Genomic DNA, 26,988 nt, shown 5'->3' with positions numbered 1-26,988 from the left:
CGAGTGGGGGACAACGGGGTGGCAGGAGTCACCGTTCTGTGGGTTTCGCCACCGCTTTACAAGCCCTACCGTCGGGTGGACCAGTGACGGCCCTACAGGGCACGGAGGTTGACGAACATGCCGGAGCTCGACAACGCGAACGGTGCGGCTGACGTGGGTGACGTGGCCATCCGGCTGCCCGGCATGCGGGTGGCCTACGAAGGCGAGTCGCTGGACGAGGAGAGCCTCGCCCCGACCTGGACCGAGCAGCTGCAGTCCTGGCTCGACCAGGCGATCTCCGCCGGGGTCGCGGAGGCCAACGCGATGGTGCTCGCCACCGCCGACGGTGACGGCCGCCCGTCCAGCCGGACCGTGCTCTGCAAGGGCCTCGACCAGCGCGGCGTGGTGTTCTACACGAACTACACCTCGAACAAGAGCCACGACCTGACCGTCACCCGGTACGCCTCGGCGACCTTCCCCTGGTACCCGCTGCACCGCCAGGTGCACGTCCGCGGCGAGGTGGAGAAGGTGGACATCACCGAGACCGCCGAGTACTGGGCCTCCCGCCCGCGCGGCTCCCAGCTGGGGGCGTGGGCCAGCCCGCAGTCGCGGGTGGTCGACGGCCGCCGCGCGCTGGACAACGCGCTGCACGCGATCGAGCGCCGGTTCGCCGACGTGGAGCAGGTGCCCTTCCCGCCGCACTGGGGTGGCTGGCGCATTCGCCCGGACGTGGTCGAGTTCTGGCAGGGCCAGCGCGACCGCCTGCACGACCGGCTGCGGTACGTCCGCACCGACGACGGCTGGAAGATCGAGCGCGTCGCCCCGTAGCGAAAATCACGCGACCGCAACAGCTTAGCCCGGCTAAGCTTCTTCGGTGAGCACTGACGCGGGAACCAGGAAACCGAAGGGCGCCCGCAAGGTACTCGGCTCGATCGTGATGGACACGCGTCCGTTGCGGATCCCGGCCTTCCGGCGGCTCTGGCTGACCACCGTGGTCACCGCCATCGGCAGCCAGCTGACCGCGGTCGCGGTGCCCAAGCAGGTGTTCGACCTGACCGGTTCGTCCGGTTACGTCGGCCTGACCGGGGCCGTCGCGCTGGTGCCGCTGCTGGTGTTCGGCCTGTGGGGCGGCGCCATCGCGGACACTGTGGACCGCCGCAAGCTGCTGATGGTCACCAACACCGGCATCGCGGTCACCGCCGCCCTGCTGTGGGCGCAAGCGTTCTTCGCGGTGAACTCGGTCTGGGTGGTGCTCGTGCTGCTCGGCGTGAACCAGGCCTTCTTCGCGATCAACATGCCCACGCGCAGCGCGGTGGTCGCACGGCTGGTGCCCGAGGAGCTGCTGCCGCCGGCGATCGCGCTGCAGAGCACGATGAGCCAGTTCGGCGCGGTGTTCGGCCCGCTGGCCGCCGGTGCGCTGCTGCCGGTGGTCGGTCTGTCCACTTTGTACCTGTTCGACACGGTGGCGCTGGCGCTGACGCTGTGGGCGGTGTGGAAGCTGCCCGCGATGCTGCCGCTGTCCGGCCAGGTCCGCCGCGCCGGCCTGCGTGACGTGCTCGACGGGTTCCGCTACATGGCCACCCAGAAGGTGCTGCTGGCCTCGTTCGTGGTGGACGTGATCGCGATGGTGGCCGGCATGCCGCGCGCGTTGTTCCCCGAGATGGCCGAGCGGACCTTCGGCGACCCGCCGGGCGGCGGCCTCGCGCTCGGCTGGCTGTACACCGCGATCCCGCTCGGCGCGATGCTGATCGGGCTGATGTCCGGCTGGCTGACCAGGATCAGCAGGCACGGCGTGGCGGTGGTGGTCTCCATCGCCGCCTGGGGGCTGTGCGTGTTCGCCTTCGGCCTGGCCGACTCGCTGTGGCTGGCGATCGTCTTCCTGGCGCTGGCCGGCGCGGCCGACATGGTCAGCGCGATCTACCGGATGGCCATTCTCCAGGCCGCCTCCACCGACGAGATGCGCGGCCGGATGCAGGGCGCGCTGACCGTGGTCGTCGCGGGCGGGCCGCGCATCGCCGACCTGTCGCACGGCTGGGCCGCGGCCGGGGTCGGCACGGCCGTCGCGACCAGCGGCGGCGGATTGCTGGTGATCGCCCTACTGGTGGTCGCGGTAATGCTGCTGCCCGCTTTCTGGCGTTACCGGGCCCCCGTCGCCAAGACGTGACGAAGAACAGATCAAGCCGGACTGTCGGTCACGGAAGTGATGCGGCACACTCTTGCCGCATGGCGGACACGACGACAACCGAGCCCGAGACCGGTCCGGCCGGTCAGCCGAGCCTCAAGCGGGTGATGGGCTCCAAGCTGCTGCTGTTCTTCGTGGTCGGGGACATCATCGGAACCGGCGTCTACGCGCTCACCGGGCAGGTGGCCGGCCGGGTCGGCGGGGCGCTGTGGCTGCCGTTCCTGCTCGCGTTCGTGGTCGCGTTCATGACCGCGTTCAGCTACCTGGAACTGGTGGGCAAGTACCCGCAGGCGGCCGGAGCGGCGCTGTACACGCACAAGGCGTTCAAGATCAGGTTCCTCACCTTCATGGTGGCCTTCGCGGTGATGTGCTCGGGGATCACCTCGGCATCGTCGGCGGCGAAGGCCTTCGGTGACACCTATCTCGCGGAGTTCATCACCGCGCCGATGCCACTGGTGGCGATCCTCTTCGTGATCGGCCTGGCGCTGATCAACTTCCGGGGCGTCGCCGAATCGGTGAAGACCAACGTGGTGCTGACCTGCATCGAGATCGGCGGGCTGCTGATCATCATCGGGGTCGGTGTGTGGGCGGTGCTCAACGGCAACGGCGACGCCTCGCGGCTGACCCAGTTCGACACCGAGAACCAGACCATGCTGGTGGCCATCACCTCGGCCACCTCGCTGGCGTTCTTCGCGATGGTCGGCTTCGAGGACTCGGTGAACATGGCCGAGGAGTGCAAGGACCCGATCCGGATCTTCCCGAAGGCGATGCTGTGGGGCATGGTCATCGCCGCGACCATCTACATCCTGGTCTCGGTGACCTCTTCGCTGCTGGTCCCGGCGGACGACCTGGAGGCGGCCAAGAGCAGCGCCCTGCTGAAGGTGCTCGACGTCGGCGCGCCCGGCTTCCCGCGTGAGGTCTTCTCCGCGATCGGGTTGTTCGCGGTGATCAACTCGGCGCTGATCAACATGCTGATGGCCAGCCGCCTGCTCTACGGCATGGCGAACCAGCGGATCATCCCGAAGCAGCTGGGCACGGTGCACCCGTTCCGCCGGAGCCCGTGGGTGGCCATCGTGTTCACCAGCCTGATCGCCATCGGCCTCGTGTCCTTTGTGGACATCGGCGTGCTGGGTGGTACCACGGCGTTGCTGCTGCTGGTGGTTTTCGCCATCGTCAACGTGGCGGTGTTGGTGCTGCGCAAGGAAAAGGCGGCGCACAAGCACTTCAGGGCACCGACGGTGATCCCGGTGCTGGCCGCGATCTTCTGCGTGTACCTGGTCACCCCGCTGTCGGGACGGCCGGCGCGGGACTACACGGTGGCCGCGATCCTGCTCGCGGTCGGCCTGGTGCTGTGGGGCATCAACTGGCTGATCATGCGCGCCACCCACTCCGAAGCCGACCGGCAACCACTGGAACCCCCGGTCGGCTGAGTGTCACGAATGTGGCTTTCGAGACGTTTTTCGTCTCGAAAGCCACATTCGTGACATCAGGGGCGCTGGGCCTGGCGCAGTTCCAGCGGGTCGTGCGCGCAGAAGACGGTCACCTCGTCGCGGTGGCCGATCGCCAGGTCCCGCAGCCTGCCCAGGTTCTCCAGCCGGGCCCGCCGGTTGGTCTGGGTGAAGGTCTGGAACGCGGTGAGCACCGGCGGGCAGTGCGGCTGCCCGGGGTTCAGCTGGCCGTGGAAGAAGTACGCGTCGCCCGCGTGCAGCAGCCAGCCGTTCCCGGTGTCCACCGCGACCCCGGCGTGCCCCATGGTGTGCCCGGCCAGCGGCACCAGCAGGATCTCCGGCGGCAGTCCGGGCAGCTCCCGCACCGCGCGGAAGCCGAACCAGTCCTCGCCCGGCTCGGCGTAGGTCCGCCACTTCGGGCCGTGCTCGAACTGCGCGTGCCGGTACCGCAGCCGCTCGGTGGCGTTGGCCGGCGCGGTCAGCGCCCGGTGCTCGCGCTCGTAGACGTGCACGGTGGCGTGCGGGAAGTCGGCCAGCCCGCCCGCGTGGTCGAAGTCGAGGTGAGTGAGCACGATGTCGCGCACGTCGCCGAGGGCGTACCCCAGGTCGGTGATCTGCTGCGCGGCCGTTTCCTCGCGGCGCGGTGTCGCGCTGAGCAGCCAGCGCGACGGCCCCATCCACGGTCCCGGCTGCTCCAGCGCCTGCAGGCCGAGCCCGGTGTCGACCAGCACCAGCCCGTTCCCGGTTTCGATCAGCAGGCAGTGGCAGACCAGGCGCGCGCGGTGGGCCGCCCCGCCCTGGCCGTCGACCAGCCTGCCGCCGGTGGGCCGGAACGTGCCGCAGTTCAAGTGATGCACCTTCACGCGGACCAAGCTCGCGCACCCGCGCCCGATTGTCCAGCCGGTAGATTGGTGCGCCATGGCCAATCCCACAGGAGCACAGTTCGAGATCACCCGCGGCGGGGCCCGCGCGGTCGTCACCGAGATCGGCGCCGGCCTGCGTGCCTTCGAGGTCGGCGGGGTGCCGTTCCTGGAAACCTTCGGCGAGGACGAGAAGCCGCCGAAGGGCGCGGGGCAGGTGCTGCTGCCGTGGCCCAACCGCACCAAGGCCGGGCAGTGGGTCTACCAGGGGGAGAAGCAGCAGCTCGAGGTCACCGAGGAGAAGCGGGGCAACGCGATCCACGGGCTGACCCGGCGCGAGGAGTGGGAGCTGCTCGAGCACGCCGAATCGTCGATCACGATGGCGGTGGACGTGCCGGAGCAGCCGGGCTGGCCGGTGCCGCTGCGCGCGACGACCACCTACGAGGTCGCGCCGCGCGAGCTGACCGTGACCCACGAGATCCGCAACGAGGGCGAGTCGGCGATCGGCGTCGGCCTCGGCACGCACCCGTACTTCCGGATCGGCGACACGCCGACCGACGACCTGACGCTGACCCTGCCCGCCACCCGCGTGCGGCCGTACGACGCCGACGCGCAGCTGCCGTACAAAGAGGAGCAGGACGTCGAAGGCACCGAGTACGACTTCCGCGAAGGTGTCATTCTCGGCGGTGTGGACCTGGACACCGCGTTCGGCGGCCTGACCACCGAAGCCGACGGCAACCACCACTTCCGGCTCAGCCACGAGGACCGGCAGCTCGACATCTGGGCGGGCCCGGACTTCAAGTGGGTGCAGGTGTTCACGCCCGCGGAACTGGTCGGGCGCGGCCGCGGGGTCGCGATCGAGCCGATGACCTGCCCGGCGGACGCGCTGAACTCCGGTACCGACCTGATCGAGCTGTCCCCTGGCGAATCCTGGACGGGGAGCTGGGGGATCCGCGTGTCCTGAACGGACTTGGTTTAGCGTGTCGGCCATGGTGAGCGCGATTGTTGGTGGCTATGTGGTGCCCGTCGACGGTGACCCGATCGACGGTGGCACGGTCCTGATCGAAGGCGGGAAGATCGCCGCCGTCGGCGCCGAGGCCGATGTGGACGTTCCGGAGGACGCCGAGCTGATCGACGCGTCCGGGAGCTGGGTGCTGCCCGGGTTCATCGACGCGCACGCGCACCTCGGCGTGCACGAGGAGGGCGAGGGCTGGTCGGGCAATGACGTCAACGAGATGACCGACCCGAACGGCGCCCGCTTCCGCGCGCTGGACGGCATCGACCCGACCGAAACCGGCTTCGACGACGCACTGGCCGGTGGGGTGACCAGCGCGGTGATCAAGCCGGGTTCGGGCAACCCGATCGGCGGGCAGACCGTCGGCGTGAAGACCTGGGGCCGGACCGCGCTCGACATGGTTTTCGCCGAGCGCGTCAGCGTGAAGAGCGCACTGGGCGAGAACCCGAAACGCGTGTACGGGGATAAAAGTCAGACGCCCTCGACCAGGCTCGGCGTGGCCGCGGTGCTGCGCGAGGCGTTCACGAAGGCGCGGAACTACGCGGCGCAGCGCGAGCACGCGCGTGCCGAGGGCAAGCCGTTCGAGACCGACCTGACCAAGGAGGTGCTGGCGAAGGTCCTCGACGGGGAGCTGTACTGGGACCAGCACGTGCACCGGGCCGACGACATGGTGACCGCGATCCGGCTGGCCGACGAGTTCGGCTACCGGCTGGTGATCAACCACGGCACCGAGGGGCACCTGATCGCCGACCTGCTCGCCGAGCGGGAGGTGCCGGTGATCCTGGGGCCGCTGTTCACCACGCGGAGCAAGGTGGAGCTGCGGAACCGGACGCTGCGCTCGGCGGGCATCCTGGCGCGGGCCGGGGTGAAGATCGCGATCACCACCGACCACCCGGTGATCCCGATCAACTTCCTGGTCTACCAGGCGGCGCTGGCGGTCAAGGACGGGCTGGACCCGGAGACCGCGCTGCGCTCGCTGACCGTGAACCCGGCGGAAATGCTGGGTCTCGACGACCGGGTCGGCTCGCTGACGCCGGGCCTGGACGCCGACGTGGTGATCTGGTCGGGTGACCCGCTGGACGTGATGAACCGGGCCATGCGCGTGTTCGTCCGGGGGCGGCAGGTCTACCACTTCGACGAGGCGAGCGGTGAAGGCGTGGTCGCCCCGCGCCGCTACCGGGAAAGCTGACCGAGGTCGATCTCGAGCGGGAAGGGTTCCGGCAGGGTGGTCCTGCCGGACACCTCCGGCGCGTTCTGGTAGCCGAAGCCCTCGGCGAGGTGGCAGGCCGTGAGCGAAACCGGCTCGGTGAGGTCGACGATCCAGTAGTGCGGAATGCCCGCGTCGGCGTACTCGCCGTGCTTGATCACGGTGTCCGTACGCCGCGACCCCGGCGACACGATCTCGACCACGATCAGCACGTCCTTGGCGGAGATCAGCCGGCCGCTTTCCTCCGCCCGCCGGATCCCGTCGAGCCCGGCGACGATCAGATCGGGGCGCCGCGAGAACCCGGGCTCGTCCGGCCCGGCCAACTCCAGATCGATGTCGATGTCCTGGAGCGCGCGCCACTCCTCGGAGAGCTGGCTTCTCAATTGGACGTACAGCTCTCCGCAAGCGTGGTTGTGGGCAGGTCTGGGGCTGGGCGACATCACCAGGCGGCCTTCCTGAAGCTCCGTGTAGCCGTGCTCGGTCTCGCCGAGCGCGGCGTACTCCGCAACCGTCAGCAGATGATCCACCTCAAGCGGCTGCGGAATGGGCTCCGGCAGTGCTGTCACGGCATCTCCTCACGTCGCACCACAGGATAGCGGGTGGCATATGCCAGTTGTCGCCTTGGTTGTCGCGCGGTGCTCAGAGTAGTCGCCGTCAGGCCTTTCGCAGTTCTCGGGCGATCACCACGCGCTGGATCTGGTTGGTGCCTTCGAAGATCTGCGGCACCTTCGCCTCCCGCATGTACCGCTCCACCGGGAAGTCCCGCGTGTACCCGGCGCCGCCGAGCACCTGGACGGCGTCGGTGGTCACCTTCATCGCGGCATCCGTGGCGACCAGCTTCGCGATCGACGCCTGCCGCTGGAACGGCAGGCCCCGGTCCCGACGGCGCGCCGCGTCCAGGTACATGGCCCGCGAGGATTCCACCGCGGCGGCCATGTCGGCCAGCAGGAACTCCACGCCCTGGAACTCGATGATCGACCGCCCGAACTGCGTGCGCCCCTTCGCGTACGCCACCGCCTCGTCCAGCGCCGCCTGCGCGAGGCCGACCGCGCAAGCCGCGATCCCCAGCCGTCCCGAGCTGAGCGACGCGAGCGCGATCTTCAGCCCGTGCCCCTCCGGCCCGATCAGCCGCGAAGCGTCCACGCGCGCGTCCTCGAACCGCATCTGCGCGGTGGTCGAGCCGTTCAGTCCCATCTTCCGCTCGGGAGCCGATGCGGACAGGCCCGGCGTGGACCCGTCGACCAGCAGGCACGAGATGCCCGCGCTGCCCGGTTCGTCCGAAGTTCGCACCATCGTGGTGTAGAAGTCCGCTTCGCCACCGTGCGTGATCCAGGCCTTGGTCCCGTTGACCACGTACTCCGAGCCGTCCAGCCGGGCGCGGGTGGAGAGCGCGGCCGCGTCCGAGCCCGCCTGTAGCTCCGAAAGGGCGTATGCGCCGAGCAAGCCACCTTCGAGCATTTCCGGCAGCCAACGGTCACGCTGCGCGTCGGTGCCGTGGTGCGCCAGCGCGAAGCAGGACATCGTGTGCACCGACAGCCCGACGCCCACCGACATCCACGCGCTCGCGATCTCCTCCAGCAGCTGCAGGTAGACCTCGTACGGCACCTCGCCGCCACCCCAGCGCTCCGAGTACGGCAGCCCCAGCAGGCCCGACTTGCCCAGCAGCGCGAACTGCTCGCGCGGGAACCGGGCCGCCTCCTCGTACTCACCGGCCAGCGGCGCCAGCTCGTCGCGGGCGATCTCGCGGGCGAGCGCGACCAGGTCCTCGGCCTCCGTCGTCGGCAGCAGGCGCTCCGCTGGCATTACTGTCCTCCACGATGAGAAAAGATCAGAGTACTGAAAACAGTACTGAGGGACAGCTCAGAGTACTGTATCGGCATGGCTGATGTCGATGCCCGAGCACGGGCACCCCGCAGGCAGCCGACCGCGCGGCAGCGCGCCCTGCTCGCCGACCTGGAGGAGCTCTTCCTGGCCGAGGGCTTCGCCGAGTTCACCCTCGACGACCTGGCCACGCGGATGCGCTGCTCCAAGTCGACGCTGTACGCACTGGCGCCGAGCAAGGAGCAGCTCGCGGTGAAGGTCGTCGGCCGCTTCTTCCGCGGCGCGGCCGAGCGGATCGAGGCGAGCATCGCCGACCTCACCGACGCCAGGGAGCTCATCGGCACCTATCTCGACGGCGCCGCCGAGCACCTCAAGCGCGCCTCGCCGGCGTTCATGCGCGACATCGCCGAGTTCGCCCCGGCGCGCGCGGCCTACGAGCTGAACAGCCGGGCGGCGGCCGAGCGCATCCGCGGCTTCATCAACAAGGGCGTTCGCGACGGGGTTTTCCGCACCGTCCAGGCCACTCTGATCGCCGAGATGGCCGGGTTGATCATCGAGGGCATCCAGACCGGCGTGATCGCCTCGCGGGTCCAGGTCTCCGACGCCGAGGCCTTCACCGCGCTGTCCGAGCTGCTGCTCGGTGGACTTGCCGCGGGGTAGCATCTGCCGCGTGATCGTTGTCGGTGGTGAAGCGCTGGTCGACCTGGTGCCCGGTGAGTCCACTCTGGACGGTGGCCTGCGGCCGCTGCTGCCCCGGCTGGGAGGTGGCCCGTACAACGTGGCGCTCGCCGCGGCGCGGCTGGGCGTGCCCGCCGCGTTCCTGTCGCGGGTGTCCACCGACCGGTTCGGCGCCGCGCTGATCGACCGGCTGCACGCCTCCCAAGTGGACACCTCGCTGGTGCAGCGCGGTGACGAACCGACCACGCTCGCCGTGGTGGCGCTCGACGAGACCGGCTCGGCGCACTACACCTTCTACACCGAGGGCACCGCGGACCGGTTGTTCACCGATCCCGGCCCGCTGCCCGCGGCGGCGACCGTGCTCTCGCTCGGCACCCTCGGCATGGTGCTGGAGCCGGGCGCGTCGGCGTATGAATCCTTGCTGCGGCGGGAATCGGAGCGCGGCCTGCTCACCGCGCTCGACCCGAACATCCGGGCCGACCTGATCGCCGACCCGGACGCCTACCGCGCGCGGTTCGCCTCCTGGCTGCCGCACGTGCGCCTGCTGAAACTTTCGGCGGAGGACGCCGAGTGGCTCGCGGGCGGCGCCGACGCGGCCGCGGCCGCGCGGTCCTGGCTCGACGCGGGCGCCGGCGCGGTGGTGCTCACCCACGGCGCGAAGGGGCTGTCCGCGCACACGCGCGGCGGCGACCTGGCCCACGTCCCGTCCGCACCGGCGCGATTGGTCGATACCATTGGCGCCGGCGACACCGTGCAGGGCGCGCTGCTGGCCTGGCTGGCCAAGCGGGAGGTGCGCGAGCCTGCCCAGCTGGACGCCGCGTCCTGGGCCGAGGCACTGACCTACGCCGCCCGCGCGGCGGCCGTCACCGTCTCGCGCAGCGGAGCCGAACCCCCCACCCAGGCGGAACTGGACGCGCCCGGATAGCGGGAAGTCTCACCGGGCGTGTGAATCTCGTCGCAAACCGTTCGTCACGGATAACACAGTGGCTGCGCGAGGGGGCACCTCTCGACTAGCGTAGAGGAGAATTCATACCCCAGCGGGGCGGTGTGCAGCGAGGCCAACGGCCGCCTCGCGCGTGACATGAGGCAACTGTGCGACCTGCAGGCGCCGCCGGCCCGTGTGAACAGTGAGAGGGACTTTCATGTCGGACGCTACGTCCGCGCCGAGCGGCTCCCAGACCGCGACGCTGCGGCTGCCGAACGGCGAGCACGAGCTGAAAGTGGTTCACGCTGTCGAGGGCGCCCCCGGTATCGAACTGGGCAAGTTGCTGGCTTCCACCGGGTACATCACGCTCGACCCCGGTTTCGTGAACACCGGCGCCGCCTCCTCGTCCATCACCTACATCGACGGTGACGCCGGAATCCTGCGGTATCGCGGTTATCCGATCGAACAGCTCGCCCAGCACTCGAACTTCATCGAGGTCTCGTACCTGCTGATCTACGGTGAGCTGCCCACCCCGGAGCAGCTGGAGTCGTTCACCTCGAAGGTGAACCGCCACACCCTGCTGCACGAGGACCTCAAGCGCTTCTTCGACGGCTTCCCGCGCGACGCGCACCCGATGCCGGTGCTGTCCAGTGCGGTGTCCGCACTGTCCACCTTCTACCAGGACTCGCTGAACCCGTTCGACGAGCCGAACGTGGAGCTGTCCACCATCCGCCTGCTGGCGAAGGTGCCGACGCTGGCCGCGTACGCCTACAAGAAGTCGATCGGGCAGCCGTTCCTCTACCCGGACAACTCCTACGGCCTGGTGGAGAACTTCCTGCGGATGACCTTCGGGCTGCCCGCCGAGCCGTACGAGGTGGACCCCGAGGTCGCCAAGGCGCTCGACCTGCTGTTCATCCTGCACGCCGACCACGAGCAGAACTGCTCCACCTCGACCGTGCGGCTGGTCGGGTCGTCCGAGGCCAACCTGTTCGCCAGCATCTCGGCGGGCATCATGGCGCTGTTCGGCCCGCTGCACGGTGGTGCGAACAGCGCGGTGCTGGACATGCTCGAGGGCATCCAGGCCGACGGCGGCGACGTGGCGAAGTTCGTCGAACGCGTGAAGAACAAGGAAAAGGGTGTCCGCCTGATGGGCTTCGGGCACCGGGTCTACAAGAACTACGACCCGCGCGCGAAGATCATCAAGACCACCGCGGACTCCATCCTGAACAAGCTCGGCGTCAACGACGAGCTGCTCGACATCGCGAAGAAGCTGGAAGAGACCGCGCTCTCGGACGACTACTTCATCGAGCGCAAGCTCTACCCGAACGTCGACTTCTACACCGGACTGATCTACCGGGCGCTGGGCTTCCCGACGCAGTACTTCACCGTGCTGTTCGCGCTCGGCCGCCTGCCCGGCTGGATCGCGCACTGGCGCGAGATGATCAACGACCCGGCCACCAAGATCGGCCGCCCACGGCAGATCTACACCGGCGAAAAGGAACGGGACTACACCCCGATCTCAGATCGATAATTCTGCCGCGCCTCCGGCGCGGCGGCGAGATCGCTTTTGAGCCGGCCACTGGAGCGGACCACGCCATGCCGCTGGGCGGCCTGTCGCGGCCCACTCCAGTGGCCGGCGCGATCTCGCGGAGTGTTCTTGGTGTTGCCCCTGAGCGTGCGAACCGCGTTCGGGGGCAATATCGTTTCCGGGCATGGCCGAGAACGCACCGGCGATCCTGTGGTTCCGCCGGGATCTGCGGCTGGGTGACCACGCGGCGCTGCTCACCGCGGCGAAGTCGGCGAGCCGCGTGCTCGCGCTCTACGTGCTCGACGACGCCCTGCTGAAACCCTCCGGCGCGCCTAGAACGGCGTTCTTGTCCGGCTGCCTGCGTGCGCTCGACGAGCAGCTTTCCGGGCGCCTGCTGGTGGTTCACGGCGATCCGGTCCGGGCGGTGCCCGAGGTGGCCGAGGCGATCGGCGCGGGCAGCGTGCACGTCCACGCCGACACCGCGCCCTACGGCAGGCGGCGCGACCAGGAGGTCGCCGCGGAGCTGGGGCGCCGCGGCGTCGACTGGGTGGAGACGGGATCGTCGTACGCCATCACCCCCGGCCGCGTGACAAAACCGGACGGCGAGCCGTATCGCGTGTTCACCCCGTTCTTCCGCGCCTGGCTGCGGCACGGCTGGCCGTCCCCGGCCGACACCTCGGCGTCCACAGTGGACTGGATCGACCCGGACGGCCTGTCCGGCGTGGACATCCCGGACGCACCCGACCTGGGTTCCATGACACTGCCCGAGCCGGGGGAGCGGGCCGCGCTGGCGGCATGGGATCACTTTCGCGACGAGGCGCTGCCCGACTACGACAACCGGCGCGACCGGCCGGACCTCGACGCCTCCAGCCGGTTGTCGCCCTACCTGCGCTGGGGCTGCGTGCACCCGCGCACGCTGCTCGCCGAACTGGGCGACGAGGACGAGGCGTTCCGCGCCGAACTGGCGTGGCGCGAATTCCACGCGGACGTGCTCTGGCACCGGCCGGAAACCGCGCGCCGCAACTACAACACCAAGTTCGACGCGATGAAGCTGGAGACCGGCCCCGCCGCGCGCTCGGCGTTCGAGGCCTGGTGCCAGGGCCGCACCGGCTATCCCGTAGTGGACGCCGGGATGCGGCAGCTGCTCGCGGAGGGCTGGATGCACAACCGGGTGCGGATGATCGTGGCCAGCTTCCTGGTCAAGGACCTGCACCTGCCGTGGTGGTGGGGTGCGCGCCACTTCATGCGGCACCTGGTCGACGGCGACCTCGCCTCGAACCAGCTCAACTGGCAGTGGGTGGCGGGCAGCGGCACCGACGCCGCGCCCTACTTCCGGATCTTCAACCCGACCACCCAGGGCGAGAAGTTCGACCCGCAGGGCGACTACGTCCGGCGGTATGTGCCCGAACTGGCCGGTCTGTCCGGCAAAACCGTGCACCAGCCGTGGAAAGCGGGCCCGCCGGACGGCTACCCGGCGCCCGTGGTCGAGCACGCCCACGAACGCCGGGTGGCACTGGAACGCTACGGCGAACTCAGCCCTTGAGCGCGTCGGCCAGCTTGACCCGGCTGCCGGTGCGGAGCACGGCGTTGCGGTAGATCTTGCCGCCCAGCCAGGTGAACAGGGCCACCGCGGCGACGGTGAGCACCAGCGCCAGCGCGACCTCCCAGCCGCTGACCACCCCGGCCGCGATCCGGCCCGGCATCAGCACCGGCGAGAGCAGCGGCACCAGCGACAGCCCGGCGGCCAGCCCGCTTTCCGGGTTCTGGATGAGCACGTTGAAGCCGACCAGGAAGCCGATCAGCAGCACCATGGTCACCGGCATCATCGTCGACTGCATGTCCTCCTGCCGTGAAACCAGCGCGCCGGCCGCGGCGAAGATGGTGGCGTAGAGGAAAAAGCCGAGCAGGTACCAGAGCAGGCCCCACAGAATCGTGCCGGTGGCCACGCCGGACAGCGTGATCACCCCGGACACCGTGGTCATCGCCAGCGCGGCCCCGGCCAGGATGAGCAACTGCACCAGGCCGACCAGGCCGAGGCCGATCACCTTGCCGAGCAGCAGCTGCCACGGGCGCACGGTGGACAGCAGGATCTCCACCACTCGGCTGGACTTCTCCTCGACCACGCCCTGCGCGACCATCGTGCCGTAGGTGGTGATGCTCATGTAGAGCAGCACGACCATGGCCAGCCCGATGGCCAGGCGCTGGCCGCGTTCCGGGTCGGGCTGCTCGAGCTGGTCCACCTTGACCGTCTTGCTCTGCACGGTGGCCAGCACCTGGTCGGGATCGGCGCCGGCCTGCGCCAGCTCGCCGACCAGCACCTCGTTCTGCGCGATCTGGTTCAGCATGGCGCCCAGCTGCGGGTCCAGCTCGGTTTTCACCAGGACCTGGAGGTCGCCGGGGCTGCCGGTGAGCAGCGCGTCGAGGTCGTCGTTCTCGATCTGGGCGCGGGCCTCGTCGGGATTGGTGACGGTGACCGTCTCGATCTCCTCGCCGAGCTGCTTTCCCTGCTGCTTCAGGGTTTCCGCGATGCTCCCGGTCTGCCCGGCCAGGCCGACCGTCTGCTTGTCCGCGCCGCTGAACAACGAGGCCTGCAGCAGCACGTAACCGCCGAGGAAGGCCAGGATCAGCACGGTGCCGATGACGAAGGACCTGGTTCGCAGCCGGGTGTTCAGCTCGCGCTGCGCGACCAGCCGGACCGCGGTGAAGCCGCTCGCCGAGTGGTTGGGGTTCATCGGGCCTTCTCCTCGGTCTCCTCGGTGACGACGTTGCGGAACAGCTCGGTCAGCGACGGCACGCGGCGGCTGAACTCGGTGACCGGTCCGGTGGCGAGCGCGGCGCTGAGCACGGCCTGGTCGTCGGCGCCGGCTTCGAGTTCGAGTTCGGTGGTGGCGCCGTCCTCGGTGAGCACGCGGGCGCCGGGCAGCGTGGCCGCCCAGCCCGGTTGCGCCTGGGGCGCGGTGATGCGCAGGCGCACGGCCGCGTCGGCGGTCAGCTGGCCGACCGAGCCGGTGGCCACCATGCGGCCGCCGCGGATGATGCCGACGCGGTCGCACAGCCGCTCCACCAGGTCGAGCTGGTGGCTGGAGAAGACCACCGGCACGCCGGCGGCCGCTTTTTCGCGCAGGACCTCGCTCATCACGTCCACGGCGAGCGGGTCCAGCCCGGAGAACGGCTCGTCCAGCACCAGCACCGACGGGTCGTGCACCAGGGCGGCGGCGAGTTGCACGCGCTGCTGGTTGCCGAGGCTGAGCTTCTCGACCTCCTCGGTGCGGCGCTGCTTGAGGCCGAGGCGGTTGATCCAGTGCTCGGCGCTGGTGTGCGCCTGGTCGGTGCTCATGCCGTGCAGCTTGGCCAGGTAGACCAGCTGGTCGAGCACCTTCATCTTCGGGTACAGGCCGCGTTCCTCCGGCATGTAGCCGATGCGGGTGCGGGTGCGGTGGTCGACCGGGGCGCCGCCGAAGCGCACCTGCCCGCTGTCGGCGGCCAGCACGCCGAGCACGATGCGCATGGTGGTGGTCTTGCCGGCGCCGTTGCTGCCGACAAAGCCGAACAGCTCGCCGCGGACGTCGAAGCTGACCTGGTCGAGGGCGACAAGGTCGCCGAATCGCTTGGAGACGCCGTCGATCTCCAGCCGGTTTTCAGGCATCGGATTCCTCTCCGGTAGCCGGTTCGATGAAGTCTTCCGGGTCGTCGTCGGGCAGGCTCCAGCCGAGGACGAGGGTGGGCACGGACGAGCCGAGGATCATCAGCGCGGCCAGCATCATCGCGCCCCGGTAGGCCGCGTTGGCGGTGTCGTTGATCACCATCAGGTAGGCGAAGGCGATCATGATGACGAAGAACATCGCCTGGTAGCCGACGTAGTTGACGCGGTGGCGCCACTCGCGCTCCCGCTCGTCGAGCAGCGCGGAGAAGGCGGTGCTCATCCGGCCGGTGAGGATGCGCAGCAGGATGAACCCGGTCATCCACACCGCCATCCCGCCGAACCACAGCCCGGCGAACAGCACCCAGTTTTCGCGATGCACGATCGCCGCGGCGCCGATGATGACCAGGTTGCCAGCCAGCATGACCACGGTGAAGCGCCTGCGGTGCGCGCGGGTGCGCCACCCGGGTAGCATCCGCGCGCGCTCGCTTTCCTTGCGTGCCTGGACTTCCAGCTGCTTCTCCCACGACGCGGTCAAGCGCTCGCGTAGTGAGTTCACGGATTCCCCCTTGAATAGACCTGTGTGGACAGTGGCGTGAACGGCTGCCGGTTGAACACCGCCTCGACCGGGAGGCCGAACACGTCGCAGATCCGGAAGGCCAGGTCGAGGCTGGGGTAGTGGTCGCCGCGCTCCAGCGCGCCGATGGTCTGCGGATTCACTTCCACCGCCTCCGCGAGCTGCGCGCGGCTCATCCCGCGCTCGGCCCGCAACACCTGGAGCCGGTTGTGTATCGGCAGCTCTTTGCCACGTCTGACCGGGCTCATGAAACGTACTGTTGCAAAAACCCAACGACGCGTCAAGCTTGCCCAACGATTCTGGCTGACTACGGAGGGCGATTGGCGGAGGTGGGGGAGTTGGGGTGGAGGACACGAATGTGGCTTTGGGGGCGAAATCCGCCCCGAAAGCCACATTCGTGTCCCGCTGGGCAGGTGGCGGAGGCCTCGGCGGTGCGGGAGTGGTGCCCGGTTCGGCTGGGCCCGTGGGGCGCGGACTCGGCGGTGGCCCGTGGGGCGCGGACTCGGTGATGGCGTGGCGGGCCGGGTTCGGACTCGGCGGCAGCGCGGCGGCCGGGCTCAGCGGCGGCGAGGCGAGCCGGGTTCGGCGGTGGCGTGGCGGGTCGGGCTCGGCGGTGGCGCGGCTGGCCCGTGGGGCGGGGCGAGCCGTGTCTCGAAGGTGACTTTCGAGGCGGGGAGCGTGCCCGGTTCGCGCGGGCCGGGGTGGGTCAGGTGGGGGAGGGCGGGTGGGTTAGGTGGGGGTGGGCAGGCCTCGTAGGGAGCGGTCCACCAAATCGGCGACGCGTTCCCGGGCTGCCGCGGCGTCCGCTGGGACCAGGCCCAGGCGGGTCCGCCGCTCCAGGACGTCATCGACGTCGAGGGCGCCTTCGTGGCGGACGGCCCAGACCACCTCGGCGCCGGTGATCTCGCTGCCGTCGAACACCGGCTCCGCAAGTGCCGGGTCCAGTTCGCCGATGGCCGCGATCCGTGGCGCTTCCGTGCCGTACTTCAGGATCAGCCGCCTCGGGGCATCCACAGTGGACAAACGAGCCCGCGGCGCCGCGCCGACCAGGGGCAGCTTGTCCGTGGTGGACGGGCCCGCGGGCAGCCCCGCCGCGTCTACCGCGTCGGCGGCCATGCGGCGATAGGTGGTCAGCTTGCCGCCGACCACGGTGAGCACGCCGTCCGGCGAGCGCAGCACGGCGTGCTTGCGCGAGAGGTCCGCGCTCCGCCCGCCACCCGAAACCAACGGCCGCAGCCCGGCGAACCGGCCGATCACGTCGTCGGTGGTCAGGCGCCGGGCCAGTGCTGACGAGGCCACCTCCAGCAGGAAGTCCACATCGGACTCGGGAACCGTTGGCACGGCGGGGACCGGGCCGTCGACCGGCTCGTCGGTCAGTCCCAAGTAGACATTGCCGTCCGGCTGCGGCAGCAGGAAGACAAACCGGTTGGTCTCCCCGGGCACGCCGATCATCACCGAGCTGACGCTCGTGCCCGCCGCCGCGCCGCGCAGGATCAGGTGCGAACCCCGCGAAGGCCGCAACCGCACCGAGTCGACCAGCTCCCCGGCCCACACCCCGGTCGCGTTGATCACCTGCCGCGCCTGGACCTCCAGCGTCTGCCCGCTCAGCTCGTCGGTCGCCTGCACCCGGTCGGCCAGCAGCTTCGTCGCGCGCACCCTGGTCAGGATCCGCGCGCCGTGCGACGCGGCGGTGCGCGCCAGCGCCACCACCAGGCGCGCGTCGTCGGTGAGTGCGCCGTCGAACGACAGCAGCGCGCCACGCAGGCCGTTGCGGCGCAGCCCGGGGGCCAGCGCGAGCGCTTCGTGCCGGGTGATCGTGCGAGGACGCGGCAGCACACGGCCCGGCGTGCGCGTGACGCGCCGGAGCACGTCGCCTGCCTGGAGCCCGGCCGCGATCACGCCCTGCTGTGCGCGCGAAGTCGTGGTGTGCAACGGAAAGAGCTGCGGCAGCGTACGCGTCAGGTGCGGCGCGGTGACGGTCATCATGATGCCGCGTTCGACCGCGCTCTCGTGCGCCAGCGCGAAATCGCCCTTGGCCAGGTAGCGCAGCCCGCCGTGGACCAGCTTGCTCGACCAGCGCGACGTGCCGAACGCCAGGTCGTCCGCTTCGAGCAGGACCACCGACAGCCCGCGCGCGGCCGCGTCCAGCGCGATGCCCGCGCCGGTCACCCCGCCGCCGACCACCGCGAGGTCGAACCGTTCGCCGCCGGCCACGCGCGCCAGGTCCGCCTCGCGCCGCGCGGCGTTGAGTGAGGCCGGGGTCACGGGCGCAGCGCCGCGTCGAGCAGGTGCCGGAACTCGCCGAGCAGCGCTTCCTCGTCCACATCGGCCGTCGCGGGCCGCAGCGAGAGCACGAAGGACTGGACCACCAGCAGCACCGTGCGCACCTGCGCGACGGTTTCGCCGCGGCGGATGGTGCCGTCGGACCAGCCCGCCGCCAGCAACGCGGTGATCACCTGCTCGGCGAGGCGCTGCGTGCCGCCGAGCCGCTCGACGATGTAGGGCAGCATCAGCTCCGCGTCGAGGTCGAGCACGGTGCGCATCAGCGGGTCGGCGGCCAGCGCGCGCACCGCCTCGACCGCGCTTTCGACCAGCCTGCCGCGCGCGGTCTCCGCGGTGGCGCCGCGTGCGCTCGCGCCCTGGAGCAGCGCGCCGAATTCGCGGGTCATCAAGGCGGCGAGCACGCTGCGGACGTCGGGGAACCGCCGGTACAGCGTCATCCGGCTGACCTTGGCGGTGCGGGCGATCTCGGCGAGCGTGGTGCGGCGCACACCGGCGGCGAGCACGCATTCGCGCGCGGCGTCGAGCAGCACGTCGTCGGAAACCCGGGTGGCGGCCTGCCGGGTGCGGGTGTCGGCCAGTGCCGAGGCACCGCGAGCTGCACTGATGTTACGTTCGACAGGCATATGTCACACTATACCGGTGAGTGAACTAGTTGACCACCGCCTGCGGGGTGCGTGGACGCCCGAAGGCCCGGACGCGGCACACCTCCCGGCAAAGGCGATGCGCTGGCTCACCGAGCGTATCGGGAATCCGGGTTCCCCCGCACCGGTCGTTCCGTCCTCCGGACTGTCCGTGCCGGGATCTTCGCTGGCAGCGGACGCGCGCGCGGCGTTGATCGAGGTCGTCGGCCCGGCGCACGTGCAAACGGAGCGTGCGGACCGACTGGGCGTTTCCGGCGGCCTGTCCTATCTGGACCTGCTGCACCGGCGTCACCCCGGCGAACTGCCGGTGCCGGACGCCGTCGTGCTGCCCGCGGACCCGGACGAGGTGCAGCGGGTGCTCGACGTCTGCGTGCGGTTCGACGTCGCGGTGGTGCCGTTCGGTGGCGGCACCTCGGTGGTCGGCGGGGTGCGGGCGGTACGCGGTGACAAGGCCGCGGTGATCGTGCTCGACCTGGTGCGGCTGGACCGGCTGGTGTCGGTCGACCCGGTGTCGCGGATCGCCGTGCTGCAGGCCGGAGTGCGCGGGCCGCGGGCCGAGGAACTGCTGGCGGAGCACGGGTTCACGCTCGGTCACATCCCGCAGTCCCATGAGCGGGCCACCATCGGCGGTTTTGCCGCCACGCGGTCCGCCGGGCAGGCGTCGAGCGGGTACGGGCGGTTCGAGGACATGGTCACCGGTGTGCGCCTGGCCACCCCGAGCGGTGAGTGGCGCCTCGGCGTCGCCCCGGCTTCGGCGGCCGGGCCGGACCTGCGGCAGCTGGCGGTGGGCAGCGAGGGCGCGCTCGGCGTGCTGACCGAGGTCGGCGTGCGGGTGCGGCCGGTGCCGAAGGTCCGCCGCTACCAGGGCTTTGTGCTGGATGGCTGGGCATCGGCGGCCGCGCTGGTACGGCAGTTGGCGCAGTCGGGTGCGCTGGCCGACGTGACCCGGTTGTCCGACGAGGACGAGACCGAGGTGTCGCTTTCCCTCAGCGGCGGCTGGAAGACCGCGCTGGTGCGGCGATACCTGAAGGCACGCGGGATTTCCTCGCCCTGCCTGCTGATCCTCGGCTGGGAGACGCAGTCCACCAGGGAACTCGCGTTGCGGCGTGCGGAAACCGTGCGCCTGGTCCGGGCGGCGGGCGGCATTTCGCTCGGTGCGGCGGCGGGGGAGTCGTGGCGCAAGGGCCGGTTCAACGGGCCGCGCCAGCGGGACGCGCTGCTCGACCTCGGGGTGTGCGTGGAAACGCTGGAAACCGCGGCGCACTGGTCCTCTTTGGACGAACTGCGGGACGCGGTGCGTTCGGCGCTGCGCGGGGCATTCGATTCCTCGGTGGTGATGTGCCACATTTCGCATGCCTACGAAACGGGCGCTTCGCTCTATTTCACCGTGCTCGCCGCGCGTTCCGACGAGGATCCCGAAGGGCAGTGGCTGCGGGCGAAAAAGGCGGCGTGTGAGGCGATCGCCGGATTGGGCACGATCTCGCACCACCACGCCGTCGGCATGGACCACGCGCCGTACCTGAGCGCCGAAATCGGGGAAATCGGGTTGTCGGTGCTCGCCGCCGCGAAGGCGGCGGTGGATCCGACCGGCATCATGAACCCGGGCAAGCTGCTGCCCTGACCCGGACACGAATGTGGCTTTCGGGGCGCGTGACTTGCCACGAAAGCCACATTCGTGTCCGACGGCGGTGGGTCAGCGGCGGTCGCGCTTGGTGTCGTCGTCGATTTCGATCTGCTCCTTGCGGAGCTCACCGGTCACGGTTTCGGTCTCGGTCACCTTCTCGGTGCCCAGCCGCACCCGCTCCACCGGCACGGCTTCCTTGTGCACCACGGGTTTCTCGGCGTGCAGCACCACGTCCTGCTCGGCCTCGCCGATCTTCGCCTGACCCGGCTGGCCGTCGGTGATCGGCTCGCGCTCGATCCGCACCTCTTCGTGGCTCACCGGCACGGAAACCTGCTGCTCCTCGGTGACCACGTACTTGCGCAGCCGCACGTGCCCGGTCTCGACCTCTTCGGTGCCGACGTTGAACCGCTCCTCGGACCGGATGATCTCCTCGCCACCGCGGTGCTTGGCGTCCTTCTGCTCGTGCTTGCCGCCGGTGGCGGTGTGCTTGTCCGGCGCCATGCCCGCCTTGCCGGACATTCCGGCCTGCTGGCCGGACATGGCGGTTTCGTTGCCGCCGCGGGACCGGTCGTGCTTCCCGGCCATACCCGCGGTGCCCGCCATGCCGGCCGTACCCGCCGCGCCCATCGCGGCCTGCTCCCCGCGGAGGTCACCGCGCTGCTGTTGCTTGTCGGCGTGGTCCTGGCCCGCGCGGTCGCGCTGCATCGGCAACCCGTAGTAGCGGTACAGTTCCCCACTGTCCTCAGGGGACAGATGCCCGTCGGCGTCGATCTGCGGGGCGTCGGTCACCTGCTCCTTGTCGACCCGCACGTGCAGGCCGTCGCTGGCCAGGTCCGCGCCGCTGAGCGGGACGAAGCTCTCGCGATGGCCGAACAGCCCGGTTTTCACCGTCACCCATTCCGGCTGGTGGGTGTCGTCGGACAGGTAGACCGTGCCCACCTTGCCGATCTTGCTTCCGGCCGGGTCGACCACGGGCGAGTCGATCAGGTCCTGCGGGCGCATCGTGCCGGTCATGGCTACCGCTTCCTTTCGTTCCAGGCGATTTCGAAACGGATCTGCCTTTCACGATCATCCCGCCCCACCGGGCCTGCAACCGGCCGACACAAACGAGTGAGGCGGCCCGGTAGAATCACAACGGTGCGATTCACAAAATAGGGTCGAATCGCGATTCGGATGTTTATTCCGTTTCGATGACCGTCACGGAGAGGCCGTGCGTGGTGGCGGTCTCGCCGATCAGGGCCCCGGCCTGCGCCTGCGGCACGTCGGCGACCCGCACCGGGTTCCCGCCGACCAGCAGCGGCAGGCGGATCGCGGACGCCCCTACGTAGGCGAGCACGTCCGGCAGCACGGCACCGTTCGCGAGGGTTACCTCGCCCGTGTGTACCCGCGCGAGATGATAGCGGTGTCCGCGTCCTTCGCACACGTCGAGCACGCGCAACTGCTCCGGCGTGGCCAGCCAGACGGCGTGTTCCTCGACCACGCCCGGCATCGCGGCCAGGGTGGCTGGGCGCTGGTCGTCCACCACGCGCCTGCCCGACGCCCACACCGCGGCGAGCCCGGTGCACTTCGCGTGCAGCACGGTCACCGCGCCGGTGAGCCCCAGCGTCTCCCGCAACCAGGTGATCTTCGACGGGCAGGCGTTCGAACCGTAGGCCAGCACCGGGAGGCGGCCTTCGAGATCGGGCGGGTCCGGCACCTCGTAGCCGGCGCCGTCGAAATGCACGAAGGAGCACCCCGGCCGGGCCCCCGGATAGGGCTCGGCCGGGTACTCCGCGTCGTCGAACAGCTTTCTCAGAAGGTCACCACGCTGCGCAGCACGTCACCGGCGTGCATCCGGGCGAACGCCTGCTCCACGCCGTCGAGCGGGATCTTCTCGGTGACGAACTTGTCCAGCGGCAGCCTGCCCTGCCGGTACAGCTCCACCAGCATCGGGAAGTCCCGCGACGGCAGGCAGTCGCCGTACCAGGAGGACTTGAGCGAGCCGCCGCGTGAGAAGAAGTCGATCAGCGGCATCTCCAGCTTCATCTCCGGCGTCGGCACGCCGACCAGCACCACGGTGCCCGCCAGGTCACGCGCGTAGAACGCCTCGCGCCAGGTCTCCGGGCGGCCGACCGCGTCGATCACCACGTCCGCGCCGAAGCCCCCGGTCAGTTCCCGGACGGCCTCGACGACCTCGTCCTCGCTCTTGCCAGCGGCGTCGAACGTGTGCGTGGCACCGAAGTCCTTCGCCCAGGTGAGCTTGCGCTCGTCGGTGTCCACCGCGATGATCCGGTCCGCCCCGGCCAGCCGGGACCCGGCCACCGCCGCCGCGCCGACGCCACCGCAGCCGATCACCGCGACCGAATCGCCGCGGCCCACCGCGCCGGTGTTGATCGCCGCGCCGATCCCGGCCATCACCCCGCAGCCGAGCAGCCCGGCCACCGCGGGCTCGGCCTCCGGGCTGACCTTCGTGCACTGTCCACTGTGGACGAGCGTCTTCTCGAGGAAGGCGCCGATGCCCAGCGCCGGGCTCAGCGCGGTGCCGTCGGCCAGCGTCATCGGCTGGGCGGCGTTGAACGTGGAGAAGCAGTACCACGGCCGTCCGCGCTTGCAGGCGCGGCAGGTGCCGCAGACCGCGCGCCAGTTCAGGATGACGAAGTCGCCCGGCTCCAGGTCGGTCACGCCGGCGCCGACCTGCTCGACCACGCCGGCGGCCTCGTGGCCCAGCAGGAACGGGAACTCGTCGTTGATCCCGCCCTCGCGGTAGTGCAGGTCGGTGTGGCAGACCCCGCAGGCCTGCACCGAGACCACCGCCTCACCCGGCCCCGGATCGGGCACCAGCACGGTCTCCAGCGAGACCGGCGCGCCCTTCTCCCGCGAGACCACGCCCTGGACTTCGTACGGCATGCGCGACCACCTTCCGCGTCGGGTCAACCACCCGCACTCTGCCACGCGGAATGCGCCTATCGCGACAGCTGAATGAATTACGGGGTGATCAGGTAGACGACCCCGCCCGGCCCGGAGGCGACGCTGCCGCTGGCGGTGTACCGCTTGGTGCGCTGCCAGATCTTCTCGAACTGGTCGCGTTTGTACACGTTGCGCACGGTGTCGTTGCTGTTCGTCGCCGGGTCGTTGACGATCACGTCACCCTCGTCGGTGAACCCGACCACCACGAAGATGTGCCCGGCCGTGCCGTACCCGGCGCCGTCGAGCTCCTCGGCCAGGAACGACTGCGAGGTGATCACCGGGATGCCCTTGGCGATGTAGGTCTCCAGCTCGTTCAGCGAGTGCAACCGGGTGATGTGGCCCTTGAGCCCCAGCGAAGCGGCGTACGCGGTGTTGAACGGCCAGTTCCCGGTGCCCTCGTACGAGTAGTCGTAGGTGAAGCGCGCGCCGTGGGCCACCGTCGGGTCGACGTAGTCCGGGGGCAGCCACGACATGTCCTCGTCGCTCGGGCGCTTGCCCCAGAACTCGGTGACCATCGCGGTCGAGGTCGGGCTGCACCAGCTCTGCCCGCCACCGCCGAACTCCGGGTACTTGCCCTTGTGCAGGTTCTGCGCGTGCCGCGGCACGTCCAGCTCGATGCCGGTCGCCACGCCGGGCTCGGTTTTGGCCACCTCGAACCGGTCCGGCACGTTCGACGCCATCGCGCCGAGCGCGCTGACCTGCGGCGTGGCCGCGCTGCCCGCTTCACGGTAGAGCGTGGCGCGCAGCTGATAGGAACTGAGCGTGACCCCGTCGTTGGTGACCAGCGTGTCCACGCTGACCGAGGCGTGCGCGTCGGACTGGCCCTCCACGGTGGTCCGGTGGATGTCCTGGTCGCCGGACGCCCACTGGCCCAGCACGTACCAGGCGGTGCTCTCGCCGGTGGCCGTGGTGCCCTTGGCCTCGATCTGCAGCCAGGTCTTCGCCGGGGTGAGCGCGTTCCACGACGCGATCAGCTCGGTGGCGTCGAAGCCGTGCCGGTAGTCCGGCGAGGTCCAGCGGGCGTACTCGTAGGTGCGCGTGGTGCCCAGCGCCGGCTCGGTGCGCTCGATCGTGCCGATCGGTCGGCTCAGCCGGAGCCCGTCGTGGCCGATCGACACGCCCTCCAGCTGACCGGCGCGGAAGTCCCTGGTCGAGGCCCATTCGTGGTAGTCGATCGCCTCGTCGTGCACCGGCGGCGCGGCGCTCGCCGGGGCGGCGGTCACGGCCAGCAGGCCGACCGAGAGCAACGACAGCACCAACCGTCCACGCATGCTTTCTCTCCACCCTCCAGTACCGGACGCCCCGGGTGTCAGAGATTTTTACCGCTGGGTCAGCCGCTGTAAACCGCTGGCAGGCGGCAGGTTCATAACACCGCCTGCGTCTGCGTGACCTTGGCGATCAGCTTCTCCGCGGCGTCGCGGAGTTCGGTCTCCACGACGATCACGCGGCGTCCGGTGTGCAGTGGGGTCGACGCCCCCACCACGTGGCCTTCGCGGACCCCGCGCAGGAAGTTGGTCTTCGACTCGATCGTGGTAGTGCCCTGCGCGCCCTCGGGCAGGTTGAGGAAGGCGCAGACCGCGCCGGTGGTGTCGGCCAGCGACATCAGCAGGCCGCCGTGCAGTGAACCGCCGGTGGTGGTGAGGTCCGCCGCCCAATCGACGCGGCCGCGCACCACCTCCGCCGAGGCCTCGGTGATGTCGATGCCGAGGCGCTCGGCGAACGGGATCAGCTTCGCAAAGTCGGTCACCCAGCTCACGTTAGCGGGAGCGGGCCGCCTTGATCACGGCTCTTCGACCCGGGCGCGGCGATGTCACGAATGTGGCTTTCGAGACGTTCTGCGTCTCGAAAGCCACATTCGTGACATGCACGGGGCTTGCGCGAGGGGTGGGGGGCCTGTTGTGCGGGCGGCTCACGCCAGCGGGTTGATCACCAGCAGCTCGGTGTTGCGGTCGCGGGGCTGGCCCAGCCGGATCGGGTCGGCGTGCAGGTCGTTGTAGGACAGCTCGCGGTACAGCGACGCAAGCGCTTGCGCCGAGGTGTCGCCGTAGTCCGCCGCGTAGGGTGCGTCGGCCTCGACCAGGGTGGTGAACAGCGAGAGCGTGCCGTCGCCGTTGTCGGCCACCTCGATGATCCGCGCCTGCTGCGGGAAGTCGATGTGCGACGCGGTGTTGATCTCCCAGAAGCTCTGCGCCGGGGTTTTGCCGGCGTGCGCGACGATGCCGTTGAGATGGGTGTGGCCGTTGACCCAGGCCAGCACGTTGGGGAAGCGGTTGAGCAGGCCGACGAAGGTGTCGCCGTTGAGCCGCGGCTCCAGCGGGTGGCGCGCGTCGGGCAGGACGTTGCCCATCGTGTCGCTGGTGTGGTGGCTGAACAGCACAAAGAGCTCGTCGGTGACCTGCTGGGTGACCTTGTTGCCCCAGAAGTCGTAGTACGTCGAACTGCCGCGCTGCAGCGTCTTCTCCACCCAGAGGTACTGGCCCAGCCCGATCGAGCCGTCGGCGAGCCCGGCCAGCGTGGTGGTGTCCAGGCTGATCCCGGTGATGCCGGGCGCGATCCGGAAGGTGTAGTAGACGTCGCGGCCGTCGGCGTTGTTGCCGGTGAAGCCGTGGCCTTCCGGGCCGGGGCCGGTGTTCGCGGCGTCCAGGTGGGCCTGCACGAACTCGGCGGTGGAGAAGGTGCGGCGGCGCTCGTCCGGGGTGACCTCGCGGACCGTGCCGTTGCCGCCGAACAGCTGCGTCACCGGCGCGCCACCCGTGTTCAACGACGCCGCGAGCTGCTTCGCCTCGCTCTCGTCCTTGCCGATGAGCTTGTACTTGCCGGTGTACCAGTGGTCGATGCCGGGCAGGTTGGCCGGCAGCGTGCCGACCGGGGTGTTGTCGTGGTTGCCGAAGGTGCACAACCACGGGATGTCCAGGCCGGGCGACTCGAACTCGGCGATGGCCGCGTCCAGCAGGCCGGGCAGCTGCGGGAAACCCTTCTGCGTGTACGGGTCATCCAGCGGTTTGCCCGGATTCCAGTACAGCGGCGCGCCGGAGTCCTGCACGCCCTCGTAGCGATCGGGATCACCGGTGTTCGGCCTGACGCGCCCGCCGTTGAGGATGTCCAGGAACCACTTCAGCTCGATCTGCTCGTGGTTGTCGGTGTTGTCCCCGGTGGTCATCATGAAGTCGAACTTCCGGCCGGTGAACGGGCCGCCGGGCAGTCCGTTGACCCGCCGCAGCAGCGACGCGGTGGCCGACGGGCCGAGCGCCTCCTGCGGCCGGTGCGCCGAGCCGACGAACTGGTGCAGGTACTCGAACCGGGCCGGGCTCTGGACGTCGGTGATGTGCATGTCGGTGAACTGCACGAACGAGGCCATGGCGGCCCGGCGGTCGTCGCGGCCGGGCTTCGCCGCGGCGATGTCCTCACGCACCACGAGCGGCCAGCCGGGGCCCGCGGTGAGCCTGCTGTAGGCCGGACCGGGCGTGACCGGCGTGGCGACGGCTTCGAGCGTGGTGCCCGCCGTGCTCACCGCCCGCGCCGCGCTGTAGCCCATCGCGCGGTCGATGGCGGCGGCCGTCGGGGTGCTCAGCAGCAGCCCCGCGCCGGTGGCACCCGCCGCCGTGACGAATCCACGCCTGCTCAGTCCGGTCAT

25 protein-coding genes are annotated in these 26,988 nt (G+C 70.1%); 10 read left to right on the top strand and 15 right to left on the bottom strand.

The genetic code is table 11. From position 1 onward, the window contains the following. The first annotated feature begins 117 nt into the window (after positions 1-117). From pdxH to A4R43_RS25870, 3 genes are all read left to right on the top strand, one after another. Positions 118-807 carry a pyridoxamine 5'-phosphate oxidase gene (gene pdxH, locus A4R43_RS25880; RefSeq protein WP_113694684.1) on the top strand — a complete coding sequence of 230 codons (690 nt, stop codon included), beginning with the start codon at positions 118-120 and terminating at the stop codon, positions 805-807. A 109-nt stretch (positions 808-916) separates the two neighbouring features. Beyond that, positions 917-2,143 (top strand): MFS transporter, encoded by a 1,227-nt coding sequence (locus tag A4R43_RS25875; protein WP_113694683.1) that lies wholly within the window; start codon positions 917-919, stop codon positions 2,141-2,143. A 59-nt stretch (positions 2,144-2,202) separates the two neighbouring features. Further along, positions 2,203-3,591, top strand: coding sequence for an APC family permease (locus tag A4R43_RS25870; RefSeq protein WP_113694682.1), 1,389 nt, complete (start codon positions 2,203-2,205; stop codon positions 3,589-3,591). Positions 3,592-3,647: 56 nt separating this feature from the next. On the opposite strand, the gene A4R43_RS25865 is transcribed toward A4R43_RS25870, so the two are convergent. Then, a complete protein-coding gene (locus A4R43_RS25865) occupies positions 3,648-4,472 on the bottom strand; it encodes an MBL fold metallo-hydrolase (RefSeq protein WP_113694681.1) in 825 nt (274 codons plus the stop codon). Between the two features lie 55 nt (positions 4,473-4,527). Between A4R43_RS25865 and A4R43_RS25860 the strand changes: the two genes are divergently transcribed. Next, positions 4,528-5,433, top strand: coding sequence for an aldose 1-epimerase family protein (locus A4R43_RS25860; RefSeq protein ID WP_113694680.1), 906 nt, complete (start codon positions 4,528-4,530; stop codon positions 5,431-5,433). 25 nt (positions 5,434-5,458) lie between these two features. Further along, positions 5,459-6,673, top strand: a complete 1,215-nt coding sequence (locus A4R43_RS25855; protein ID WP_113694679.1) for an amidohydrolase — start codon at positions 5,459-5,461, stop codon at positions 6,671-6,673. Here the strand turns inward: A4R43_RS25855 and A4R43_RS25850 are convergent. Together A4R43_RS25850 and A4R43_RS25845 are read right to left on the bottom strand one after the other, a co-directional pair. Further along, entirely contained in the window at positions 6,658-7,257 is a 600-nt protein-coding gene (locus tag A4R43_RS25850) for a Uma2 family endonuclease (RefSeq protein ID WP_113694678.1), read from the bottom strand. The genes A4R43_RS25855 and A4R43_RS25850 overlap by 16 nt on opposite strands. Before the next feature lie 88 nt (positions 7,258-7,345). Continuing rightward, complete coding sequence (locus A4R43_RS25845) at positions 7,346-8,494, bottom strand: acyl-CoA dehydrogenase family protein (protein ID WP_113694677.1); 1,149 nt, start codon at positions 8,492-8,494, stop codon at positions 7,346-7,348. Between the two features lie 75 nt (positions 8,495-8,569). Here A4R43_RS25845 and A4R43_RS25840 point away from each other — a divergent pair, with 75 nt between their 5' ends. The 4 genes from A4R43_RS25840 to A4R43_RS25825 all read left to right on the top strand — a co-directional run bounded on the left by A4R43_RS25840 (position 8,570) and on the right by A4R43_RS25825 (position 13,186). After that, on the top strand, positions 8,570-9,172 hold the full coding sequence (locus tag A4R43_RS25840) for a TetR/AcrR family transcriptional regulator (RefSeq protein WP_113694676.1): 603 nt from the start codon (positions 8,570-8,572) through the stop codon (positions 9,170-9,172). A gap of 10 nt (positions 9,173-9,182) precedes the next feature. Beyond that, positions 9,183-10,115: a carbohydrate kinase family protein gene (locus A4R43_RS25835; RefSeq protein WP_113697876.1), complete on the top strand. Its 933-nt coding sequence runs from the start codon at positions 9,183-9,185 to the stop codon at positions 10,113-10,115. Between the two features lie 217 nt (positions 10,116-10,332). Then, positions 10,333-11,646: a citrate synthase gene (locus A4R43_RS25830; RefSeq protein WP_113694675.1), complete on the top strand. Its 1,314-nt coding sequence runs from the start codon at positions 10,333-10,335 to the stop codon at positions 11,644-11,646. Positions 11,647-11,827: 181 nt separating this feature from the next. Continuing rightward, positions 11,828-13,186 (top strand): cryptochrome/photolyase family protein, encoded by a 1,359-nt coding sequence (locus A4R43_RS25825; RefSeq protein ID WP_113694674.1) that lies wholly within the window; start codon positions 11,828-11,830, stop codon positions 13,184-13,186. Here the strand turns inward: A4R43_RS25825 and A4R43_RS25820 are convergent. From A4R43_RS25820 to A4R43_RS25795, 6 genes are all read right to left on the bottom strand, one after another. Further along, positions 13,176-14,375 carry an ABC transporter permease gene (locus tag A4R43_RS25820; protein ID WP_113694673.1) on the bottom strand — a complete coding sequence of 400 codons (1,200 nt, stop codon included), beginning with the start codon at positions 14,373-14,375 and terminating at the stop codon, positions 13,176-13,178. The two genes, A4R43_RS25825 and A4R43_RS25820, sit on opposite strands and share 11 nt — an antisense overlap. After that, positions 14,372-15,289: an ABC transporter ATP-binding protein gene (locus A4R43_RS25815; RefSeq protein ID WP_113694672.1), complete on the bottom strand. Its 918-nt coding sequence runs from the start codon at positions 15,287-15,289 to the stop codon at positions 14,372-14,374. The genes A4R43_RS25820 and A4R43_RS25815 overlap by 4 nt, the downstream gene beginning before the upstream one ends. Then, positions 15,282-15,842, bottom strand: a complete 561-nt coding sequence (locus A4R43_RS25810) for an MFS transporter (RefSeq protein WP_113694671.1) — start codon at positions 15,840-15,842, stop codon at positions 15,282-15,284. Before A4R43_RS25810 ends, A4R43_RS25815 begins: the two co-directional genes overlap by 8 nt. Next, entirely contained in the window at positions 15,839-16,108 is a 270-nt protein-coding gene (locus A4R43_RS25805) for a helix-turn-helix transcriptional regulator (RefSeq protein WP_113694670.1), read from the bottom strand. Before A4R43_RS25805 ends, A4R43_RS25810 begins: the two co-directional genes overlap by 4 nt. Before the next feature lie 481 nt (positions 16,109-16,589). Then, positions 16,590-18,125: a glycerol-3-phosphate dehydrogenase/oxidase gene (locus A4R43_RS25800; RefSeq protein ID WP_113694669.1), complete on the bottom strand. Its 1,536-nt coding sequence runs from the start codon at positions 18,123-18,125 to the stop codon at positions 16,590-16,592. Next, positions 18,122-18,766, bottom strand: coding sequence for a TetR/AcrR family transcriptional regulator (locus A4R43_RS25795; protein WP_113694668.1), 645 nt, complete (start codon positions 18,764-18,766; stop codon positions 18,122-18,124). The genes A4R43_RS25800 and A4R43_RS25795 overlap by 4 nt, the downstream gene beginning before the upstream one ends. 16 nt (positions 18,767-18,782) lie before the next feature. Between A4R43_RS25795 and A4R43_RS25790 the strand changes: the two genes are divergently transcribed. Then, on the top strand, positions 18,783-20,405 hold the full coding sequence (locus A4R43_RS25790) for an FAD-binding oxidoreductase (RefSeq protein WP_113694667.1): 1,623 nt from the start codon (positions 18,783-18,785) through the stop codon (positions 20,403-20,405). A gap of 72 nt (positions 20,406-20,477) precedes the next feature. Here the strand turns inward: A4R43_RS25790 and A4R43_RS25785 are convergent, their stop codons facing one another. The 6 genes from A4R43_RS25785 to A4R43_RS25760 all read right to left on the bottom strand — a co-directional run bounded on the left by A4R43_RS25785 (position 20,478) and on the right by A4R43_RS25760 (position 26,988). Then, a complete protein-coding gene (locus tag A4R43_RS25785; protein WP_113694666.1) occupies positions 20,478-21,422 on the bottom strand; it encodes a DUF2382 domain-containing protein in 945 nt (314 codons plus the stop codon). A 163-nt stretch (positions 21,423-21,585) separates the two neighbouring features. Then, positions 21,586-22,131, bottom strand: coding sequence for a gamma-glutamylcyclotransferase (locus A4R43_RS25780; protein WP_236808274.1), 546 nt, complete (start codon positions 22,129-22,131; stop codon positions 21,586-21,588). Between the two features lie 68 nt (positions 22,132-22,199). Further along, positions 22,200-23,294 (bottom strand): S-(hydroxymethyl)mycothiol dehydrogenase, encoded by a 1,095-nt coding sequence (locus tag A4R43_RS25775; RefSeq protein WP_113694664.1) that lies wholly within the window; start codon positions 23,292-23,294, stop codon positions 22,200-22,202. A 77-nt stretch (positions 23,295-23,371) separates the two neighbouring features. After that, positions 23,372-24,625, bottom strand: coding sequence for a peptidase C39 family protein (locus tag A4R43_RS25770; RefSeq protein ID WP_113694663.1), 1,254 nt, complete (start codon positions 24,623-24,625; stop codon positions 23,372-23,374). Positions 24,626-24,717: 92 nt separating this feature from the next. Beyond that, a complete protein-coding gene (locus A4R43_RS25765) occupies positions 24,718-25,101 on the bottom strand; it encodes a PaaI family thioesterase (RefSeq protein ID WP_236808273.1) in 384 nt (127 codons plus the stop codon). A gap of 162 nt (positions 25,102-25,263) precedes the next feature. Continuing rightward, positions 25,264-26,988, bottom strand: coding sequence for a TIGR03767 family metallophosphoesterase (locus A4R43_RS25760; RefSeq protein WP_113694662.1), 1,725 nt, complete (start codon positions 26,986-26,988; stop codon positions 25,264-25,266).

Source organism: Amycolatopsis albispora (genome assembly GCF_003312875.1).
GTDB classification, from domain to species: domain Bacteria; phylum Actinomycetota; class Actinomycetes; order Mycobacteriales; family Pseudonocardiaceae; genus Amycolatopsis; species Amycolatopsis albispora.
This window is presented reverse-complemented; position numbering and strand designations above follow the sequence as displayed.

Coding starts and splice junctions, on each gene's coding strand:
- A4R43_RS25815 (WP_113694672.1), bottom strand. CDS start 15,289: ATGCCTGAAAACCGGCTGGAGATCGACGGCGTCTCCAAGCGATTCGGC.
- A4R43_RS25825 (WP_113694674.1), top strand. CDS start 11,828: ATGGCCGAGAACGCACCGGCGATCCTGTGGTTCCGCCGGGATCTGCGG.
- A4R43_RS25855 (WP_113694679.1), top strand. CDS start 5,459: ATGGTGAGCGCGATTGTTGGTGGCTATGTGGTGCCCGTCGACGGTGAC.
- A4R43_RS25760 (WP_113694662.1), bottom strand. CDS start 26,988: ATGACCGGACTGAGCAGGCGTGGATTCGTCACGGCGGCGGGTGCCACC.
- A4R43_RS25775 (WP_113694664.1), bottom strand. CDS start 23,294: ATGCCGTACGAAGTCCAGGGCGTGGTCTCGCGGGAGAAGGGCGCGCCG.
- A4R43_RS25770 (WP_113694663.1), bottom strand. CDS start 24,625: ATGCGTGGACGGTTGGTGCTGTCGTTGCTCTCGGTCGGCCTGCTGGCC.
- A4R43_RS25805 (WP_113694670.1), bottom strand. CDS start 16,108: ATGAGCCCGGTCAGACGTGGCAAAGAGCTGCCGATACACAACCGGCTC.
- A4R43_RS25875 (WP_113694683.1), top strand. CDS start 917: ATGGACACGCGTCCGTTGCGGATCCCGGCCTTCCGGCGGCTCTGGCTG.
- A4R43_RS25840 (WP_113694676.1), top strand. CDS start 8,570: ATGGCTGATGTCGATGCCCGAGCACGGGCACCCCGCAGGCAGCCGACC.
- pdxH (WP_113694684.1), top strand. CDS start 118: ATGCCGGAGCTCGACAACGCGAACGGTGCGGCTGACGTGGGTGACGTG.
- A4R43_RS25785 (WP_113694666.1), bottom strand. CDS start 21,422: ATGACCGGCACGATGCGCCCGCAGGACCTGATCGACTCGCCCGTGGTC.
- A4R43_RS25830 (WP_113694675.1), top strand. CDS start 10,333: ATGTCGGACGCTACGTCCGCGCCGAGCGGCTCCCAGACCGCGACGCTG.
- A4R43_RS25870 (WP_113694682.1), top strand. CDS start 2,203: ATGGCGGACACGACGACAACCGAGCCCGAGACCGGTCCGGCCGGTCAG.
- A4R43_RS25860 (WP_113694680.1), top strand. CDS start 4,528: ATGGCCAATCCCACAGGAGCACAGTTCGAGATCACCCGCGGCGGGGCC.
- A4R43_RS25795 (WP_113694668.1), bottom strand. CDS start 18,766: ATGCCTGTCGAACGTAACATCAGTGCAGCTCGCGGTGCCTCGGCACTG.
- A4R43_RS25845 (WP_113694677.1), bottom strand. CDS start 8,494: ATGCCAGCGGAGCGCCTGCTGCCGACGACGGAGGCCGAGGACCTGGTC.
- A4R43_RS25820 (WP_113694673.1), bottom strand. CDS start 14,375: ATGAACCCCAACCACTCGGCGAGCGGCTTCACCGCGGTCCGGCTGGTC.